Raw genomic sequence first — 16473 nt, 5'->3', positions numbered from 1 at the left:
GAAAGAGCAGTTGCGGAGGCACTGAGCCTTCGCGTCAGGCCTGCTGCCGCGCCGGGCGGTAGATCGCCTCGACGTCGCTGCCAATCTGCCGAATGCGCACGAGCCGGAGAGCTGCGGCTGCGTCCATCGACTTTGGGTTGAGCCCGCGCACGGGTCCGATCGCTTCCGCATCACCGAGGACCGTGGGCGCAATGTAGGTGATCACTTCATCAACCAGCTGCGAGCGAAGTAATTTGCCGACGAGTCCACCGCCGGCCTCGACGAGAACACGCGAGGCGCGGTGACGGTCCGCGAGCGTCTCGAGCAGCTCGGTGAGATCGACATCGCCCTGCAGAGGCGTCACAGAGAGAATCTCGACGCCTCGCTCTTCGAACTGTTCGACGAGGGGGATATGGCTTGCCGCCACAGTGGCGTCCACGGCGATCGTCGTTGGCACATCGACGGCCGTCCGCACAATCTGAGACTCGATCGGCGTGATGAGCGAAGGATCGACGATCACGCGGCGGACCGGCCGGGCGATGCGGCGCGTGTTGCGCGGCGTGAGCATCGGGTCATCGCTGAGCACTGTGCCCACGCCGGTCATGATCACATCCATGCGGGCCCGCAGGCGATGAACTGCGGCGCGGCTGGAGGCGTTGGAAATCCAGCGACTCCTGCCATCGCGCGTCGCGATCGCGCCGTCGAGCGTCTGGGCCCACTTCACAATCACCCACGGCCGCTTCGTGGCGATGCGATGCATGAACGAATCGGTCAGGCGTGCCGCGCGCGGGCAGTCGATCCAGTCTACTTGGATGCCGGCCGATTCCAGTCGTCGCGCCCCGCCCCCGGCCGCGCTCGGATCGCGCCGGGCGATGACGCAGCGCGCGATTCCGGCGGCGATGATGGCCTCGGTGCACGGCGGGGTCTTGCCGGTGTGGTTGCAGGGTTCGAGGGTGACGTACAACGTAGAGCCGTGCGGGTCGCGGCCGCCCTGTCTGCAGTCTTCGAGCGCGTTAGCTTCGGCGTGGGGACCGCCGAATCGCTGATGCCAGCCGCGGCCGATGATCTCGCCGGATTCGTCCGTGATGATGCAGCCAACCAGCGGATTGGGCTCGACGCGGCCAATACCCCGCGCTCCGAGGCGCGCCGCGCGGTTCATCATGGCCATATCTGCATTCATTGACGAAATCGTAGGGCGGCCCGCACTGTCAACAGCAGCGCACCAGCCGCTCGCGCGGCAGACGATGCTGTTCGATGAGGTCTTCGATATCGGCGAGGAATCTCCGGCCGTCTTCGACGTAGCCCGCGGTCGGTTTGAGTTCGGGCCGAAGCGCTGCAAAGTAGCGGTTGAAGCGGATCATGAGCAGCTCGCGCACGTACTTGGCGAGCATCGACGCCAGCGCGACGGGCAGGTGCGACTCTTCTGCTTTCTCGACAAACGTGATCGTCATGCGCCCGCCATCGGCTGACAGCTCGTAGCGGCTCAGCGCCTCCTCTTCATCGAGGATCCGGATCATCGACTCGGGAAACAAGATCTGCAACTGTTCGCGGTAGCGCATGCGCCCGCCCTGGCGATCGACCACGACGCGCGGGTGGCGCTCTCCGTGCCTGTCAAAGATCGCCGCGAGGTGACGGCCGACGAGGTGGAAACTCGCCGCGGCCTTGGTGCGCACTCGGCCGACCGCCTCGTTGAACTGCGCTTCCGTCAGCGGATGGCAGCACAACGAATCGACCACGACGCCGTTGCGCTTCAGGGCGTTGCCCAGCACGTTGGCGTCGATGCGCAGCCGACTGGCGTCATTGCCCACCGGCAGCGGCACATCAGCCCCCGCGTACCACGGCGTGCGCTCAAGATCGGCCCAGGCGCCTGCCGACACGAAGTCCAGCAGCGCGCGGTCATGCGCGGGAAGCGCGGTCTGCCGATCCGCCGCGAGAAAAGTCATCACGCCGCGCTCGAGGTGGGTGAGCGGGTGGCGGTCTCGACTGTCCGGATCGCCGTTGGATCGCTTCAGTCTCTTCGAGTCGCAGACGACGATGCGGCCCTTGGCGGAGGTCAGTTGGCGAGCCACGGCGCCGCGGAGGAGGGACCACATCTTCGGCGCCCCGCCGGCGGGTTCGTGGTTGCTCAGAATCAGCGTGGCGCACGCGACGGTGAGGGGGCCGAACATCGGCCCATATCCCGCCTCGTCAATCCCCGCGTAGACCAGCATCAGCGTCAGTTTAGCGGCGGCCGTCTATCCTTGCGAACGGAAATGAGCGGCAGGCGGGAAAAGGTGCTGGTGGCCATGTCCGGCGGCGTTGACAGCAGCGTCGCCGCAGCGCTGCTGCTGCGCCAAGGCCACGAAGTCGTTGGCTGCTTCATGCGCCTGGGCTCGCCCGGCGAGACATTCGATGAACTCACCCCGGACAGCGAATCGTGCGATCCGTCGAAGCTCCGCATCGGCCATCAGGGCTGCTGCTCGATCAACGACGCAGCCGACGCCCGGCTGGTGGCGGCGAGACTCGGCGTGCCGTTCTACGTCGTCAACTTCAAGAAGGACTTCGGGCGCATCATCGATTACTTCGTCGGCGAGTACAACGCCGGCCGAACGCCGAACCCCTGCGTGCGCTGCAATGACTGGCTGAAGTTCGGCCGGCTGCACGAATACGCGAAGCAGATCGACGCGCGATACGTCGCCTCGGGCCACTATGCGAGAATCGATCGTAACGGGACGTCAACGCCCAGGGATAGTCATCCCTGGGCATCGCCGCGACTGCTGCGCGGCGTCGATCGCGACAAGGACCAGAGTTACGTGCTCTTCGGGGCGCCGCGCGAGAGATTGAACGAAATGCTCCTGCCCATCGGCGGGTATCGCAAGAGCGAGATCCGCGCGCTGGCCCGCGAGTTCGACCTGCCCGTCTTCGACAAGCCCGATTCGCAGGAGATCTGCTTCGTGCCCGACAACGACTACGCGGGACTGGTGAAGCGGCGCACGCCGGATGCGGTCAGCGCCGGGGCGATTCTCGATCCCGACGGACGGGAGATCGGCGCCCACGCCGGCCATCAGCACTTCACCATCGGTCAGCGCCGCGGCGTCGGTGTGGCGCTGGGCTATCCGATCTATGTCGTCGATCGCGACCCGCAGGCGAACACGATTACCGTCGGCCCGCGCGAGATGCTGCTCTCGGATGGATGCACGGCGCGGGAATCGAACTGGCTCATCGACGAACCGGCCCTCGGCGAGTGGCGCTCCTGCCTGGCGAAGATCCGCTACAACAGCGAGCCGGTTCCCGCGCGCGTGCAGCGCACGGGCGAGGGCGTGATCGAAGTGCGCTTCGACGAACCACAATTCGCCGTCGCGCCAGGACAGGCGGTGGTCTGCTATGACGCGGCCGAGCCGGATGTCGTCATTGGAGGCGGCTGGATCGACGCGGCGCTGTAGGCTGCCTCTGCTCCACACATGTGGGCACGCCGATTACCCGTTCCACTCCCGCCGATCCGGCCCAACGTAGGTGCTCAGCGGGCGGATCAGCCGGTTGTTCTCGTGCTGCTCCATGATGTGCGCGCACCAGCCGGTGATGCGCGAGGCGACGAAAATCGGCGTGTACTGCGGCACGGGAATGCCCATCGTGAAGTACGTCATGCCGCACGGAAAGTCCACGTTGGGGTGGATGTGCTTCTCGTCGAGCATGATCTTCTGTACCGCATCGCCGATGTCGAACCACTTCTTGAATTCCGGTCGCTCTTTGGTGAGTTTGAGGCCCCAGGAGCGCAGGATCGGCGCGCGGTGGTCGCCGTTCTTATAGACGCGGTGGCCGAATCCCATGATCTTGCGCTTGGTGGCGAACGCATCGTCCATGAAGGGCCGGACGTTGTCGAGTGTGCCGACTTCCTTGAGCATGTCCATCGCCGCTTCGTTGGCGCCGCCGTGCAGCGGCCCCTTGAGCGCGCCGATGCCGCCGACCACCGCCGAGTGCATGTCGCTCAGCGTGCCGGCGATCGTGCGGCAGGTGAACGTCGAAGCGTTGAACTCGTGCTCAGCATAGAGAATGAGCGAGACGTCCATCGCGCGGGCAACCAGTTCGCTCGGCCGATTGCCGGTCATCATGTAGAGCAGGTTTGCGGGATGATCAAGCGACGGATCGGGGGCGACGGCGGCTTTCCCGTCTATGGCCCGTTGGCCGGCGCCGATGATCGTCGGGATCGCCGCCAGCAGCCGCTTGGCCTTGGCGAGATTGTGCTCGGGCGAGTTACTGCCGATATGCGCATCGACGTGGCTGAGCAGGCTCACGCCGGTGCGCAGCGTGTCCATGGGGTGCGACTTGGGTGCGACGCGGCGGACGATGTCGATGATCCAGTCCGGCACCGAGCGCAGACTGACGAGTTCGCTCTTGAATCGTGTGAGTTCGGCGGAGCTGGGCTTGTGGCCGACCAGCAGCAGGTGCGCCACCTGCTCGAACGTGGCGTTCTCCGCCAGGTCGTGGATTTCGTAGCCCCGGTAGAGCAACTGGCCCTGGCCGACGTTGCAGATAGTGGTCGAGCCGGCTTCGATGCCTTCAAGTCCTGAACTGGCGGCTGTGGCTTGTGAGGGTGTCATGGATGTCGAGCCTCCACTTGATCAATCTGTATGCAGTCATCAGTCGTTGGTTGAGTGGCCCAGATCGCGCCCGCTGCGGCCGGGGTAGTTCCATTGCCGGCCGGGTGTGTAGTCGAGCAGTTCGTACAGTTCGGCCCGAGTCTGCATGTCGTCGATGAGCGCTGCCGCGGAGCCATCGCGCCTCAGCGTTTCGAGACCGCGCACGACGTGTCCCATGGCCAGCCGCATCATACTGAGAGGATAGATGATCAGCGCGTAGCCCAGCCGGGCAAAGCGTTCGGCGGTGATGAGCGGCGTCTTACCGAACTCAGTCATGTTGGCCAGCAGCAGGCCCGGAGACCGCTGCGCCATCTCGCCGAACTGCTCTTCGCTCGTGAGCCCCTCGGGGAAAACCATGTCCGCCCCGGCAGCGCGGTAGGCATTGGCTCGCTCGACGGCCGCCTCGAATCCGCTCACCCCGGCCGCGTCAGTTCGCGCGATGATGATGAAGTCCTCCGAAAGCCGGCTCCGCGCGGCAGCAGCGATCTTGTCGCACATCGCGTCGATGGAGATGAGTTCCTTGCCGTCGAGATGCCCGCAGCGCTTCGGGAAGACCTGATCTTCGATGTGCATCGCCGCAGCGCCGGCCCGCTCGTATTCGATCGTGGTGCGGATGACGCACTCGACCTCGCCATAGCCCGTGTCGGCGTCAACGATGGTCGGCAGTCCGGACGCCTGGCTGATTTCGCGGATGGTGCGCGTCATCTCGCTGAGGGTGATGAGGCCGATGTCGGGATACCCCGCGACGTTGGCCGTGGCGCCGCCGGAGATGTAGACCGCTTCAAAGCCGGCGCGGCCCACGGCGCGCGCGACCAGTGCGTCAAACGCGCCGGGCGCCATGACCGCAGAGCGTTGCATCCGTTCCCGCAGCACTCGTCCCGGGTGCGTCGTCATATCATTCAAACTTCCCGCGATCAAGAATCTCAACGTCGTACAGGGCGGCGACGTCCTCTGCCGTCTTATCGGCCAGATCGAGCCGTTTCAGAAGCGCGTCCGGATCTGCCGCAGCCAGTTCGCCAAGCATGCGAAACTTGTGATCGAGGATGTTCTTGAGGTTCGCGGTCGTGTTGCGGGCGTGCCCGGCGGGGTACATGACCAGCCCGCTGTCGTGCCGCCGGCCGGCGTCGTCCGTGATCACCATCGAGGTCGGGATGCCATCCGGATACTTCGCGTCGTACTCCGGCCCTCCGTGCTCGAAGGTGATGCGCTCCATCAGGCGCCGCGTGTCGCTGTTGAAGATCGCCGGCTCGTTGTAGTCGAACGGCGAGAGCATGAGCGATTTCCAGTAGCCGTCGTTGTCGTTGGCCAGGTGCGTTGACCCCTTGCTCGCGGCGAGTTCGAGCGCCTTGCGCAATTTGGTCGCCACGATGTAGACCATCGAGTGATCGGCGCTCTGGCGCGTGTGCGGGTCGCGCTTGGCCGGATCGCCGATGATTCCAAACGCGGGCTGGTAAGCCTTGATGACGATGGACCGGATGTGCCTGCCCGTTGGCTCGTTGAGCAGCGCCGGCGACTGCTGCAGCAGATTGATCAACCCCTGCAGCGCGCCGGCGGACTGGTGCTCGTAGAGGCCCAGTTTGAAGTGCATGCCCATCACCGCGAACTGGTCGCCGCTGTGGCAGAGGACGATGTCAAACGGCGAGCGGTCGCCATCCGTCGGTTCGTTGAGGCGGAAGATGGCTTCCTTGTTGCGGAAGATGTCGCGCGGTCCGACGAAGCCGCGCATCGAGCGCAGCATCGACAGCACGGCGACTTCGGCGCTGATGGCGGCCGAGGCGCCTTTGGAGTCGCTCAACTGCTTGCCGGCGCGGATGGCGCGGAAGGGGATGTAATGCGCGACGACCATGCCGATGGCCGACTCGATCTGCTCGGCCGTCGCGCCCATCATCGCGCCCAACGTCGCTGCGGAAGCGATCGCGCCGTGAACGACGTGGTCGATCTTGTACGACTTGAGCGAGAACACTTCCGCCAGACGCCCGCGAATCTCGTCCAGAAGGATCATGCCGCGCAGCGCCGTACGGCCGTCGAGGCCGCGCATCTGGGCCGCGGCGATCACGACGGGATAGAAGTCGTTGTGTCCGAACTCTCCGGCGGTGTGACCGAGGTCGGGGTTATACCCGAAATTCGTGCCGTTCGAGTCCCACTCGCGCACTGCGGAACTGTTGGCCACCACTGCCTTTTCCGCGTGCACGCGCTTCGCCGAGCCGAAGACGCAGGCGCCGCGGGAGTCTTCGTACTCCATCGCCTCCTGCCGCAGCACCGTCGGCGCATTGGTGCGCAGCGCCAGCGCTGAGAGTCCGCACAGCACGGCGTCGGTGTGGAAAAGAGTGACGCGGTCGAAAACGCTCTCCGCGGGCTTTCCGATCTTGCCGGCCATGAAATCCACGGCAAATCGGCCGATTCCCAGCGCCTGGTTCGTGTCGTGCTTGAGGGTGACGCGATGGTGCAGATCGACGGTCATGGGAGGGGGTCTCGAAAGGGCCGGGCAGCGGCTCGGAAGCGTGGACGGCGATTGAACACTCGGGCCGCGCGCCGGCATGGGCGAGGCGACATCCGAACGTACGGCAGTTTAGACGCGCCCTCGGGCAAACGCTTGCGGGCGAAATCCCCAATCCGGCGCCCCGCAGCGTGCGCAACCTTACCGTGCCAAACGCCTTGTTCTATGATTTCCCGATTGTCGAAGCGATTCGACGCCGCACGCCGTTGACCAGTCAAGGATGGACGACACATGCCTACCGCCACGCCAGTCATCGTCTCCGCCAAGCGCACTCCGATCGGCCGGTTCATGGGAGGACTTTCGCGCGTGCCCGCCACGGAGCTGGGCGCATTGGCGATCAAAGCGGTGCTCGCCGATGCGCCGGCGCTGAAGGAGAAGGTGGACGAGGTCATCATGGGCGTGGTGCTGCAGGCCGGGCTGGGACAGAATCCGGCGCGGCAGGCGGGCCTCAAGGCAGGTCTGTCCAACAGCCTCAACGCGTTCACCGTCAACAAGGTCTGCGGCTCATCGCTCAAAGCGGCGATGCTCGCAGCGCAGGCAATCAAGGCAGGCGACGGCGACTCGTTCATCGTGGGCGGCATGGAGAACATGTCGCTGGCGCCGCATCTGACGTATGTCCGCGCCGGGATCAAATTCGGCGACGCGCAGCTCATCGACCACATGCGCGCCGACGGGCTGCACTGCCCGTTCTGCGACTGGGGCATGGGATCAGCCGCGGAATGGATCGCCAAGGAGTACAACATTTCTCGCGCTGAACAGGACCGCTTCGCCGTGCAGTCGCACCAGCGCGCTGCGGCGGCGCAGGCGAAAGGCTGGTACGGCAGTGCGATCGTGCCCGTCTCCGCCGCCGACGCGAAGCAGAAGCAGGACATCACCGCCGACGAAGGCGTGCGCGCCGACACGACGCTCGAATCTGTCGGCAAACTCAAGCCCGCGTTCGACAAGGCCGGCACGGTGACCGCGGCGAACTCGAGCCAGATCTCCGATGGCGCCGCGGCGCTGGCGATTGCCTCCGAGAGCCGGGCGCAGGCCATGGGTCTCAGGCCGTTGGCGCGCATTGTCAGTTACCACACACACGGCGTCGACCCGAAGGAACTGTTCATCGCGCCCGTGGAAGCCATTCGCGGCTGCGTCTCCAAGGCGGGCCTCGGCGTCGAGGACGTCGATCTCTTCGAGATCAACGAAGCGTTTGCGGCGCAGATGCTCGCCGACCTCAAGTCGCTCGAGATCTCCGAAGACAGGGTCAACGTGTGCGGCGGCGGCGTGGCGATCGGGCACCCCATCGGCGCTTCGGGCGCGCGCGTGCTCGTGACGCTCGTTCATCAGCTCAAGCGGCTCAACCTGAAGCGAGGCGTGGCGTCGCTGTGCCTGGGCGGCGGCAACGCGGTGGCGATGCTCATCGAGCGCGTCTGACGGTCTTCGCATTGGACAACCAACGTTCACCGCGAAGACACGAAGACACGAAGCAATCAATGCCGGGTGTCTTGGCTGTGATTCCGTTGTGACCTGGATTGCGTTTCACACTTCGATTTTCGCCCAGCCGCCGTAGAGGTAGCGGGCGAAGTACAACAGGCCGCGTACGACGAGTTCGCCGCTCAGCGCGATCCAGACGCCCACGAAGCCATAGCCGAGCACGTAGCCGAGAATCCACGACGCCGGCAGGCGCACGCCGTAGGTGCTCGTCCACGCGAGGATCATGCTCATGCGCGTGTCGCCGGCGCCGCTCAGCGCGCCGCGCAGCACCATCGACATGGCGAAAAACACCTGGACAAAGCCGCCGATGAACAGCGCCTTGGGCGCGAGTTCAAGGTGCACCGGATCGCGGCTGATGAGCAGCGTAAGTTGATCTCCCGCGAGAATGAAGACGAGGCCTGCCAATCCCATGATGGCCATGGCCACGTACAGGCACGCGCGGATCGCCCGCCGCGCCATCTTCGGATTGCCCGCCCCGAGATACTGGCCCGCCAATGCACCGGCCGCAACGCCCATCGCGTAACCCGGCAGGAAACTGAATGACTCCCATTGAATGGCAATTTCGTGGGCGCCGATCATTCCCTCGTCGAGATCCGATCGCTCTACGATCGCGCCGAGCACCCACAGCACCGCGAACAACTGCCCCAGCCAGATGCCCAACCCGTCGATGAAGCCGGGCCCGCCAATGCGCACGATGCGCCGAAACAGGTCGCGGTCGAATTGCATGAAGGCGAGGTGGAATCTGAGATCGGCGATGCCGTGCCGCATGAGCAGGTGCATCAGTACGGCGCCGCAGGCCTGGGCGGTGATGGTGCCAAAGGCGATGCCCTGCACGTTGGCGTTGATGCCCACGGGGTTGTAGATGATGCTCCCGGCGACAGTGATTTCAACGCCGGAGTAGGCCCAACTCGCGATCACGTTGATGATGTTGACGACGACGAGAATGAGAAACGGCCGCGCCGTCTCGCCCGCGCCCTGCAGGCAGCTCATGCTCACGAGCAGGTAGGCCGTGGCGGGAAGACCCGCCGCGAGAATGCGGATGTAGGACACGCAGTCGGCCGTGGCGTCCGGGCTGAGGTGTGCGATGCGCGCCATCGCCGGGCACGTGATCCATAGCGCCGCCCCGACCACGGTACCCCAGACGATGGAGAGCAGCCCGCACTGCGCCAGCGTTCGTTCGGCCAGTTCACGCTGTCCGGCGCCGACGGCCCGGGCGATAATGGCCATGCCGCCAACTCCAATGGCCATCATCGAGATGCTGATGAACCACGTGACGTACCCGGCCAGTCCGAGGCCGTCGAGAGCCGGCTTGACGAGTTCGGCCGGCAGGAAGCCGGCGAAAATCTTGTCCACCAGGCTGACCATCGCATTGGCGCACTGGCCCAGCAGCACGGGCAGAGCGATGATCCAGATCGCCGAATAGAGCGACCGGCCGGCCAGTTTGCCCGAGCGGATGGTCGGGCCGTCCTTGGAATCAACAGTCAGTTTTGATTCCGTCGGTGCGGCGTCTTCTCGCTTGCTCACCTCCCGTACAGGCATAGCCGGGACTATATCGCGCTGCGTGCGCTCTTGAATCCGGCACCGCACTCGGGGCAACGCCCGTCGCCGTCGGTCTGCCCACGCTGGGCGCGCAGGTCGTAGCCGCATGCGGTGCACCAGCCGTTTCGGACTCGACGCCGGTGCCGCAAGACCGTCCATCCCCAAAGCACAGTGAATACCACCGCGGCCCAGAGGGCCGAGTTGATGAGCAGGCCCGGCCAGTAGGGAAGTAGGGGAAGTGCGCGCTGGATAGTGCCCGATAGGCCGGTGGCCTGACCTGATAACTCAATCGCAGCACCGTCAACTGCGACGATCCAGCGCATGCCTTTGAGGTCATAGCCGTAGACGATCGAAAGACAGCGCTTCGGCCAGCCGAATCCATCTTCCAACATGGCTCGCGCAACGATGTCCGGTGGAAGAGTGCGCAGGTAGCGCTGGCTCACGCCGGCGTAAGGCGTCGGCCATGTGCGCACTCGGCTCCATGGGGGTGCGCTGCCGCCGTCAAGCACCAACTCGCGAAAGCGGCGCGATTTGTCGCTCAGCGACTCCACGGGCTGCAGGTCCGTCCGCCAGGACCAGAGAAGGCGCGTCCCGGACCAACATTTCGATCGCATTGCAAACGTGATGACATGATCATCGAGGTAGCCCAAGCCGCCATTGTCACTTCGGCTGACCGAGTTGAGGCGCCCGGAGACAGCGCCAGCCCAGGCAATTGAGATGGTGATCAGACTTCCGAGGCCCACTGAAACCAGTGTCCGCCACAGCCAACGGGCGCGAGCGCGGGGCCGGACGGCTCCGCTGAGCGGTGATGACGACGCAGGAGACATCGATGGCATCCTACGCCGTCTTTCGCCGACACTTCCCGTTCATCCGATGGTTAGAATCCTCTGCTCGGTGCCGCGGTTGGCGAAGACGATGTGCGAGCCGAGGCGTGTTCGTATCCGCGTGGGCCTGTGTCTCAATGGACTCGAAGCAACAGCGCGAAGATGCCACCCCTGCATTCCCCGCAGGCGCCATCCTGCTGACCGTTCGTTGCCAGCAGTGCGGCTACAACCTCAAGGGCGTGGATCCCGCCGGCGCCTGCCCGGAGTGCGGCGCCGCGGCGTGGCCTTCGCTGCGGCCGATCGTTGATCCTGCGGACGTGCGCCTGGCGCTGCTGAATCGCCCGCGACGCCTGGGGGTGTGCCTCGTTATGGTCACGATGGCCATGCTGCTCAGCGCTGCGCTGCTCTGGTGGCCGTACCTGCTGGCGCTGGTCCGCCGAATCCGCTCGCCGGGCGCGCCGCTGATGGGCGACGTCACCATCGGGCATTACGTGCTCATCGGCGTGTTGGCCGGCGCGGCTCTGCTGGCCACGTTCTGCCTTCAGCGTCCCACCGGCGCCGCCGCGCCGCGCGACTATCGCAGGGGCCTGAACCTCGCTCGCGGCGGCCTGATCTGCTGGGCGCTGCTGCACGGCGCTGTGCTCTTCTACGACGTTCGGTCGCGTCAGCCCGTGAACGAGTGGGTCGATCTGGTGCACGCCAATGTGGCGAGGTCCGTTCTCCGGCTGGCGCTCGACGCCGCGGCGCTGGCGATGATCGTCGGCTTTCGACCCGTTGTGCTCCTGCTGGCCCGGTACAGCGTCCCGCACCGCCTCGGAGGCGCCAGCCGCCAGGGCTTCCTCGCCATCTTTGTTCTGCTCGGCGTCATCCTCCTGGGAGACGCGCTGCGAGTGATTTCCGCGGTCCTCGATTCCCGTGGGCTCGCGGGGGCCGTCGTGGACAATTCCGCCCTGGCGGGGGCCATGCTGCTGCTCATTGGCTCTGCGATGCTCCTGCTGGCGCTGCTCAACCTGCTGATCGACTCAAGCCGCATGGCTCGAAATCTGGCGAGGCCGCTGTACCGGCTGGATGAGGTGATCGGCTGAGGCGCCCGCCTGCCATGCTGGCAGGTCGGGGCGGCAGCCTCGTGAGTCCTGACAGGCCCCGCCGGCAGCCTGCGGGCTCGTTGTTTACCGTAAACAGTTGCAGATAAGATATTTGCGACTCTCTGAAGCGGCTGGGGTGGCCCCGCGGCCCGGCACCGGCGTTGCAGTCATGCCGGGCCGGCGCGGAGGGTCCAGATCCGCCGCGCCGTGATCCGTTGGCCGACGCTTCCACGAACCAATCCACCAGAGACAACCGGAGAAACGGTCCCATGGCAATCAAGGAACTCTCGTTCGACATCGAGGCCCGACAGCAGCTGCTCGCCGGCGTGCAGAAGCTGGCCGCCGCCGTCAAGAGCACCCTCGGCCCCCGCGGCCGCAATGCCGTGCTCGACAAGTCCTGGGGCGGGCCGACCGTGACCAAAGACGGCGTGAGCGTCGCCGAAGAAATCGAGCTGCGCAACAAGTTCGAGAATCTCGGCGCTCAACTCGTCAAGGAAGCAGCCAGCAAGACCAGCGACGACGCCGGCGACGGCACCACGACTGCGACCGTGCTCGCTGAGGCCCTGTTCAAGGAAGGGCTCAAGTTCATCGCCGCCGGCGCCGACGCCAACGCACTGGTGCGCGGCATGCGCAAAGCGGTTGAAGCCGTGACGGCGGAAATCGGCAAGCTCTCCAAGCCGGTGCGCGGCAAGGATGACATCCAGTCCGTCGCGACCATCAGTTCCAACAACGATCCCGAGATCGGCAAGATCATGGCCGACGCGTTCGAGAAGGTCGGCAAGGACGGCGTGATCACCGTCGAAGAAGGCAAGAGCCTTGAGACCTACGTGGACCTCGTCGAGGGCATGCAGTTCGACCGCGGCTACCTGTCTCCGAACTTCGTCACCAACGTGGATGAGATGGAGGTTCAGTTCGAGAAGGCGCTGGTCCTCATCTACGAAGACAAGATCGACTCGCTGACCAAACTCGTGCCCTTCCTCGAGAAAGTGCAGCAGGCCAAGAAGCCCCTGCTCATCATCGCCGAGGACGTGACGGGCGAAGCGCTGAGCACACTCGTGATCAACAAATTGCGGGGCGTGCTGAACGTCGCGGCCGTCAAGGCGCCGGGCTACGGCGACCGCCGCAAGGCGATGCTCGGCGACATTGCCGTGCTCACCGGCGGCACGGCCATCATGAAGGACCTCGGCATCGATCTCGACCAGGTGCAGATCAGCCAGCTCGGTCTGGCCAAGAAGCTCGAGATCACCAGCGAGAACACCATCATCATCGAAGGCGCCGGCTCCACGAAGGAAATCCAGGCGCGAATCGAGCAGATTCGCACAGAGATCGGCAACACGACGAGCGATTACGACCGGGAGAAGCTGGAAGAGCGCCTGGCCAAACTCGCCGGGGGCGTGGCGCAGATCAACGTCGGCGCCGCCTCCGAAGCCGAACTCAAAGCCCGCAAGGCGATGGTTGAAGATGCGCTGCACGCCACCCGCGCCGCCGTCGCCGAAGGCATCGTACCCGGCGGGGCGGTCAGCTTTGTCCGTTCCATCCCCGCCCTCGAGAAGGTCCGCAACTCCTGCACGGGCGATGAACAGCACGGCGTCGATCTCGTGCGCAACGCCCTGAGCATCCCGCTTCGCACCATCGCCGACAACGCCGGAAAGAAGGGCACCGTCGTGGTCGCCAAGGTTGCCGAGGGCAAGGGATCATTCGGCTACAACGCGCTCACCGACGAATACGGCGACCTCGTGAAGATGGGCGTCGTCACCCCGACGAAGGTCGACCGCACAGCACTTCAGAATGCTGCATCCGTCGCTTCGCTTCTGCTCACGACCGACTGCATCATCACTGACAAGCCCGAGGAAAAAGACGATCACGCCCACGCCCATGGCCACGGCGGCGGCATGGGAGGCATGGGAGGGATGGGCGGTATGGGCGGCGGCATGGGTGGAATGGGCGGCATGGGATTCTGACCGCGCCGCTTCCGTCTTGATGAAAGGAGCCGATGCCCTCACCCGGCAAGAAGAAATCGAAGGCGAAGACGAAGGCGAAGCGCGGTGCGGACCGGGCGGCGAGCCGCAAGCGCCCCGCATCGCTCAAGCCGCCGCCGTTCGCGCCGGCCGGGGTCGACTGGGTCGAGGAGATCGAACTGCTGTTTTCCGATCTGGCGGGCGAGATGTGCGACACGCCGGACAAGTGCAAAATGCTCGTGGTGCGCGTGACGCTGCGCGATGGTTCGGAGTACCTGATCTCAGGTCACGGCAAGCGCGTGGTGACGCATCCAACCGGCTGGCAGGAGGTCGTGTGCATGCACTTCATCGGGCAGGATTCGCGCAAGCGCAACGTGGCCCTGTCGGTGCGGCCGGGCGACATCCTGAAGATCGAACTGGTCGACGTGCCGGATAAAGAGGAGCGGCCACCCTTTGGATTTGCAACCAGGATTCCGCGCGAGAAAGCGCTGGCGACGATTACATCATGAAACGAAACAACCCCTCACAGGAGAGTTCACCCATGCAAGTCAAACCGCTCGATGATCGAGTGCTGATCAAACCCAACGACCCGGAGCAGAAGACCGCTTCAGGGCTGTACCTGCCCGAAGGCGCCAAAGAGAAGCCCCAGCAGGGCACCGTCGTCGCCACCGGGCCGGGCCGGCTGCTCAAGGACGGCAAGCGCGCCGCCGTCGGCGTCAAGAAGGGCGAGACCGTCGTCTACGGCAAGTACGCGGGCAGCGAAATCGAGATCAAGGGCGTCAAGCACGTGATCATCGAGGAATCCGAATTGCTCGGCGTCATCGAGAAGTGATCGCGAGCGGCTCGATAACCACTCCAACTCAAAGCGAGAATACTGAATCATGTCCACGAAACAGATGATGTTCGGCAACGAGGCGCAGGTCGAGATCCGCAAGGGCGTCACCCGCCTGGCCGACGCCGTCCGCGTCACGATGGGCCCCGTCGGGCGCAATGTGCTCATTCAGAAGTCCTATGGCGGGCCGACCGTCACCAAGGACGGCGTGTCGGTCGCCAAGGAGATCGATCTGGCCGAGGCGTTCGAGAACATGGGCGCCAAACTGGTCATGCAGGTCGCCAAGAAGACCGCCGACAAGGCCGGCGACGGCACCACGGCCGCGACGGTGCTCGCCGAGGCCATCTTTGGCCAGGGGCTGCGCTACGTCGCCGCCGGCCACAACTCCGTTGAACTACAGCGCGGCATTACCGCCGCCGCCGAGGTCGCGTGCAGCGCCATCGAGGGCATGGCCGTCAAGTGCAAGGGCCGCGACGACTACGAGAAAGTCGCCACCGTCTCGGCCAACCACGATCGCGAGATCGGCAAACTGATTGCCGAGGCGATCGACAAGGTCGGATCGGAGGGCGTCGTCGAAGTCGAAGAAGGCAAGACGTCCGAGATGGTGCTCGAATACGTCGAAGGCATGCAGTTTGACAAAGGCTATCTCAGTCCGTACTTCATGACCGATCCCGCAACCGCCGAGTGCGTGCTCGAAGACGTCTCAATCCTCATTCACGAGAAGAAGATCAGTAACCTTTCCGACTTCCTGCCGCTGCTCAACCGCGTGGCGGGGAGCGGCCGGCCGCTGCTCATTATCGCCGAGGATGTCGAGAACGAGGCGCTGGCGGCGCTCGTGGTCAATCGGCTGCGCGGTGTGCTGCGGGTGTGCGCGGTCAAGGCGCCCGGCTTTGGCGATCGGCGCAAGGCCATGCTCGGCGACATCGCCACGCTCACGGGCGGCACGTTCTTTTCTGAAGATCTCGGCCGCAGTCTCGAATCGATCGAACTTAGCGACCTGGGCAGCGCCAAGAAGATCGTCGTCAACAAGGACAACACCACGATCGTGCAAGGCGCGGGCAAGAAGAAGGACATCCAGGCGCGTGCCGAGCAGATTCGCACCCAGTACGACCGCTCGACGAGCGACTACGACCGCGAAAAGCTGATGGAGCGTCTGGCCAAGCTGACCAGCGGCGTGGCCATCCTCAATGTCGGCGCTGCGACTGAGACCGCGATGAAGGAGCGCAAGGACCGCGTGAAGGATGCTCTCGCCGCGACCCGTGCCGCCGCGAAGGAAGGCTACGTGGCGGGCGGAGGCGTGGCGCTCATTCGCGCGATCGACGCGGTCATCGACGGCCGCAAGAAGGCCAAGGGCGATCAGAAGTTCGGTTTCGACATCGTCGCCGCCGCGCTCGAAGCCCCGGCCAGCCAGATCGCCGAAAACGCGGGTGAAGACGGCGACGTTGTCGTCGAGAAGGTCCGCGAAGGCAAGGGCAACTTTGGCTTCAACGCCGCGACCGGTGAGTTCGTCGATCTCGTCAAGGCCGGCATCATCGATCCGGCCCTGGTCGTGCGCACGGCGCTTCAGAACGCCGCGTCGGTAGCGGGTCTCATGCTCACCACGGATGTGCTCGTGACGGAGCTCAAGGACGAGAAGGAGCCGACCGAAGGCGCCGTGGCGTGATCAACAG

At 65.0% G+C, this 16473-nt stretch carries 14 protein-coding genes; 7 read left to right on the top strand and 7 right to left on the bottom strand.

The window, feature by feature from the left end:
- Positions 1-34: 34 nt before the first annotated feature.
- Both ribD and IT430_15420 read right to left on the bottom strand, forming a co-directional pair.
- Positions 35-1159: a bifunctional diaminohydroxyphosphoribosylaminopyrimidine deaminase/5-amino-6-(5-phosphoribosylamino)uracil reductase RibD gene (gene ribD / locus IT430_15425; GenBank protein ID MCC6909329.1), complete on the bottom strand. Its 1125-nt coding sequence runs from the start codon at positions 1157-1159 to the stop codon at positions 35-37.
- A 28-nt stretch (positions 1160-1187) separates the two neighbouring features.
- Positions 1188-2189, bottom strand: a complete 1002-nt coding sequence (locus IT430_15420; GenBank protein ID MCC6909328.1) for a hypothetical protein — start codon at positions 2187-2189, stop codon at positions 1188-1190.
- A gap of 42 nt (positions 2190-2231) precedes the next feature.
- On the opposite strand from IT430_15420, the gene mnmA reads away from it, so the two are divergent.
- Positions 2232-3401 carry a tRNA 2-thiouridine(34) synthase MnmA gene (mnmA, locus tag IT430_15415; protein ID MCC6909327.1) on the top strand — a complete coding sequence of 390 codons (1170 nt, stop codon included), beginning with the start codon at positions 2232-2234 and terminating at the stop codon, positions 3399-3401.
- 33 nt (positions 3402-3434) lie between these two features.
- Here mnmA and IT430_15410 read toward each other — a convergent pair whose 3' ends face one another.
- Genes IT430_15410 through IT430_15400 form a run of 3 tightly spaced genes read right to left on the bottom strand, consistent with a single transcriptional unit; the run spans position 3435 to position 7056 of the window.
- Positions 3435-4556 (bottom strand): citrate synthase, encoded by a 1122-nt coding sequence (locus IT430_15410; protein MCC6909326.1) that lies wholly within the window; start codon positions 4554-4556, stop codon positions 3435-3437.
- A 39-nt stretch (positions 4557-4595) separates the two neighbouring features.
- Complete coding sequence (locus IT430_15405; GenBank protein MCC6909325.1) at positions 4596-5453, bottom strand: isocitrate lyase/phosphoenolpyruvate mutase family protein; 858 nt, start codon at positions 5451-5453, stop codon at positions 4596-4598.
- 37 nt (positions 5454-5490) lie between these two features.
- A complete protein-coding gene (locus IT430_15400) occupies positions 5491-7056 on the bottom strand; it encodes an MmgE/PrpD family protein (protein ID MCC6909324.1) in 1566 nt (521 codons plus the stop codon).
- 267 nt (positions 7057-7323) lie between these two features.
- Here IT430_15400 and IT430_15395 point away from each other — a divergent pair, with 267 nt between their 5' ends.
- Positions 7324-8505 carry a thiolase family protein gene (locus tag IT430_15395; GenBank protein MCC6909323.1) on the top strand — a complete coding sequence of 394 codons (1182 nt, stop codon included), beginning with the start codon at positions 7324-7326 and terminating at the stop codon, positions 8503-8505.
- A 105-nt stretch (positions 8506-8610) separates the two neighbouring features.
- Here the strand turns inward: IT430_15395 and IT430_15390 are convergent, their stop codons facing one another.
- Both IT430_15390 and IT430_15385 read right to left on the bottom strand, forming a co-directional pair.
- Positions 8611-10089: an MATE family efflux transporter gene (locus tag IT430_15390; protein MCC6909322.1), complete on the bottom strand. Its 1479-nt coding sequence runs from the start codon at positions 10087-10089 to the stop codon at positions 8611-8613.
- A 23-nt stretch (positions 10090-10112) separates the two neighbouring features.
- A complete protein-coding gene (locus tag IT430_15385) occupies positions 10113-10577 on the bottom strand; it encodes a hypothetical protein (GenBank protein MCC6909321.1) in 465 nt (154 codons plus the stop codon).
- A gap of 488 nt (positions 10578-11065) precedes the next feature.
- On the opposite strand from IT430_15385, the gene IT430_15380 reads away from it, so the two are divergent.
- The 5 genes from IT430_15380 (at position 11066) to groL (IT430_15360) (ending at position 16466) form a co-directional block, all read left to right on the top strand.
- Positions 11066-12013 carry a hypothetical protein gene (locus tag IT430_15380; protein ID MCC6909320.1) on the top strand — a complete coding sequence of 316 codons (948 nt, stop codon included), beginning with the start codon at positions 11066-11068 and terminating at the stop codon, positions 12011-12013.
- Positions 12014-12282: 269 nt separating this feature from the next.
- Positions 12283-13974, top strand: coding sequence for a chaperonin GroEL (gene groL, locus IT430_15375; protein MCC6909319.1), 1692 nt, complete (start codon positions 12283-12285; stop codon positions 13972-13974).
- Between the two features lie 32 nt (positions 13975-14006).
- Positions 14007-14480 carry a hypothetical protein gene (locus IT430_15370; GenBank protein MCC6909318.1) on the top strand — a complete coding sequence of 158 codons (474 nt, stop codon included), beginning with the start codon at positions 14007-14009 and terminating at the stop codon, positions 14478-14480.
- A 32-nt stretch (positions 14481-14512) separates the two neighbouring features.
- Positions 14513-14803 (top strand): co-chaperone GroES, encoded by a 291-nt coding sequence (locus IT430_15365; GenBank protein MCC6909317.1) that lies wholly within the window; start codon positions 14513-14515, stop codon positions 14801-14803.
- Positions 14804-14852: 49 nt separating this feature from the next.
- Complete coding sequence (groL, locus tag IT430_15360) at positions 14853-16466, top strand: chaperonin GroEL (protein MCC6909316.1); 1614 nt, start codon at positions 14853-14855, stop codon at positions 16464-16466.
- Positions 16467-16473: the final 7 nt, after the last annotated feature.

The organism is Phycisphaerales bacterium (assembly GCA_020852515.1).
GTDB lineage: Bacteria > Planctomycetota > Phycisphaerae > Phycisphaerales > UBA5793 > UBA5793.
This window is presented reverse-complemented; position numbering and strand designations above follow the sequence as displayed.

Bases quoted from the DNA above. Each gene is read 5' to 3' on its own strand.
- ribD (MCC6909329.1), bottom strand. From the start codon at position 1,159: ATGAATGCAGATATGGCCATGATGAACCGCGCGGCGCGCCTCGGAGCG.
- IT430_15420 (MCC6909328.1), bottom strand. From the start codon at position 2,189: ATGCTGGTCTACGCGGGGATTGACGAGGCGGGATATGGGCCGATGTTC.
- mnmA (MCC6909327.1), top strand. From the start codon at position 2,232: ATGAGCGGCAGGCGGGAAAAGGTGCTGGTGGCCATGTCCGGCGGCGTT.
- IT430_15410 (MCC6909326.1), bottom strand. From the start codon at position 4,556: ATGACACCCTCACAAGCCACAGCCGCCAGTTCAGGACTTGAAGGCATC.
- IT430_15405 (MCC6909325.1), bottom strand. From the start codon at position 5,453: ATGCAACGCTCTGCGGTCATGGCGCCCGGCGCGTTTGACGCACTGGTC.
- IT430_15400 (MCC6909324.1), bottom strand. From the start codon at position 7,056: ATGACCGTCGATCTGCACCATCGCGTCACCCTCAAGCACGACACGAAC.
- IT430_15395 (MCC6909323.1), top strand. From the start codon at position 7,324: ATGCCTACCGCCACGCCAGTCATCGTCTCCGCCAAGCGCACTCCGATC.
- IT430_15380 (MCC6909320.1), top strand. From the start codon at position 11,066: ATGGACTCGAAGCAACAGCGCGAAGATGCCACCCCTGCATTCCCCGCA.
- groL (MCC6909319.1), top strand. From the start codon at position 12,283: ATGGCAATCAAGGAACTCTCGTTCGACATCGAGGCCCGACAGCAGCTG.
- IT430_15370 (MCC6909318.1), top strand. From the start codon at position 14,007: ATGCCCTCACCCGGCAAGAAGAAATCGAAGGCGAAGACGAAGGCGAAG.
- IT430_15365 (MCC6909317.1), top strand. From the start codon at position 14,513: ATGCAAGTCAAACCGCTCGATGATCGAGTGCTGATCAAACCCAACGAC.
- groL (MCC6909316.1), top strand. From the start codon at position 14,853: ATGTCCACGAAACAGATGATGTTCGGCAACGAGGCGCAGGTCGAGATC.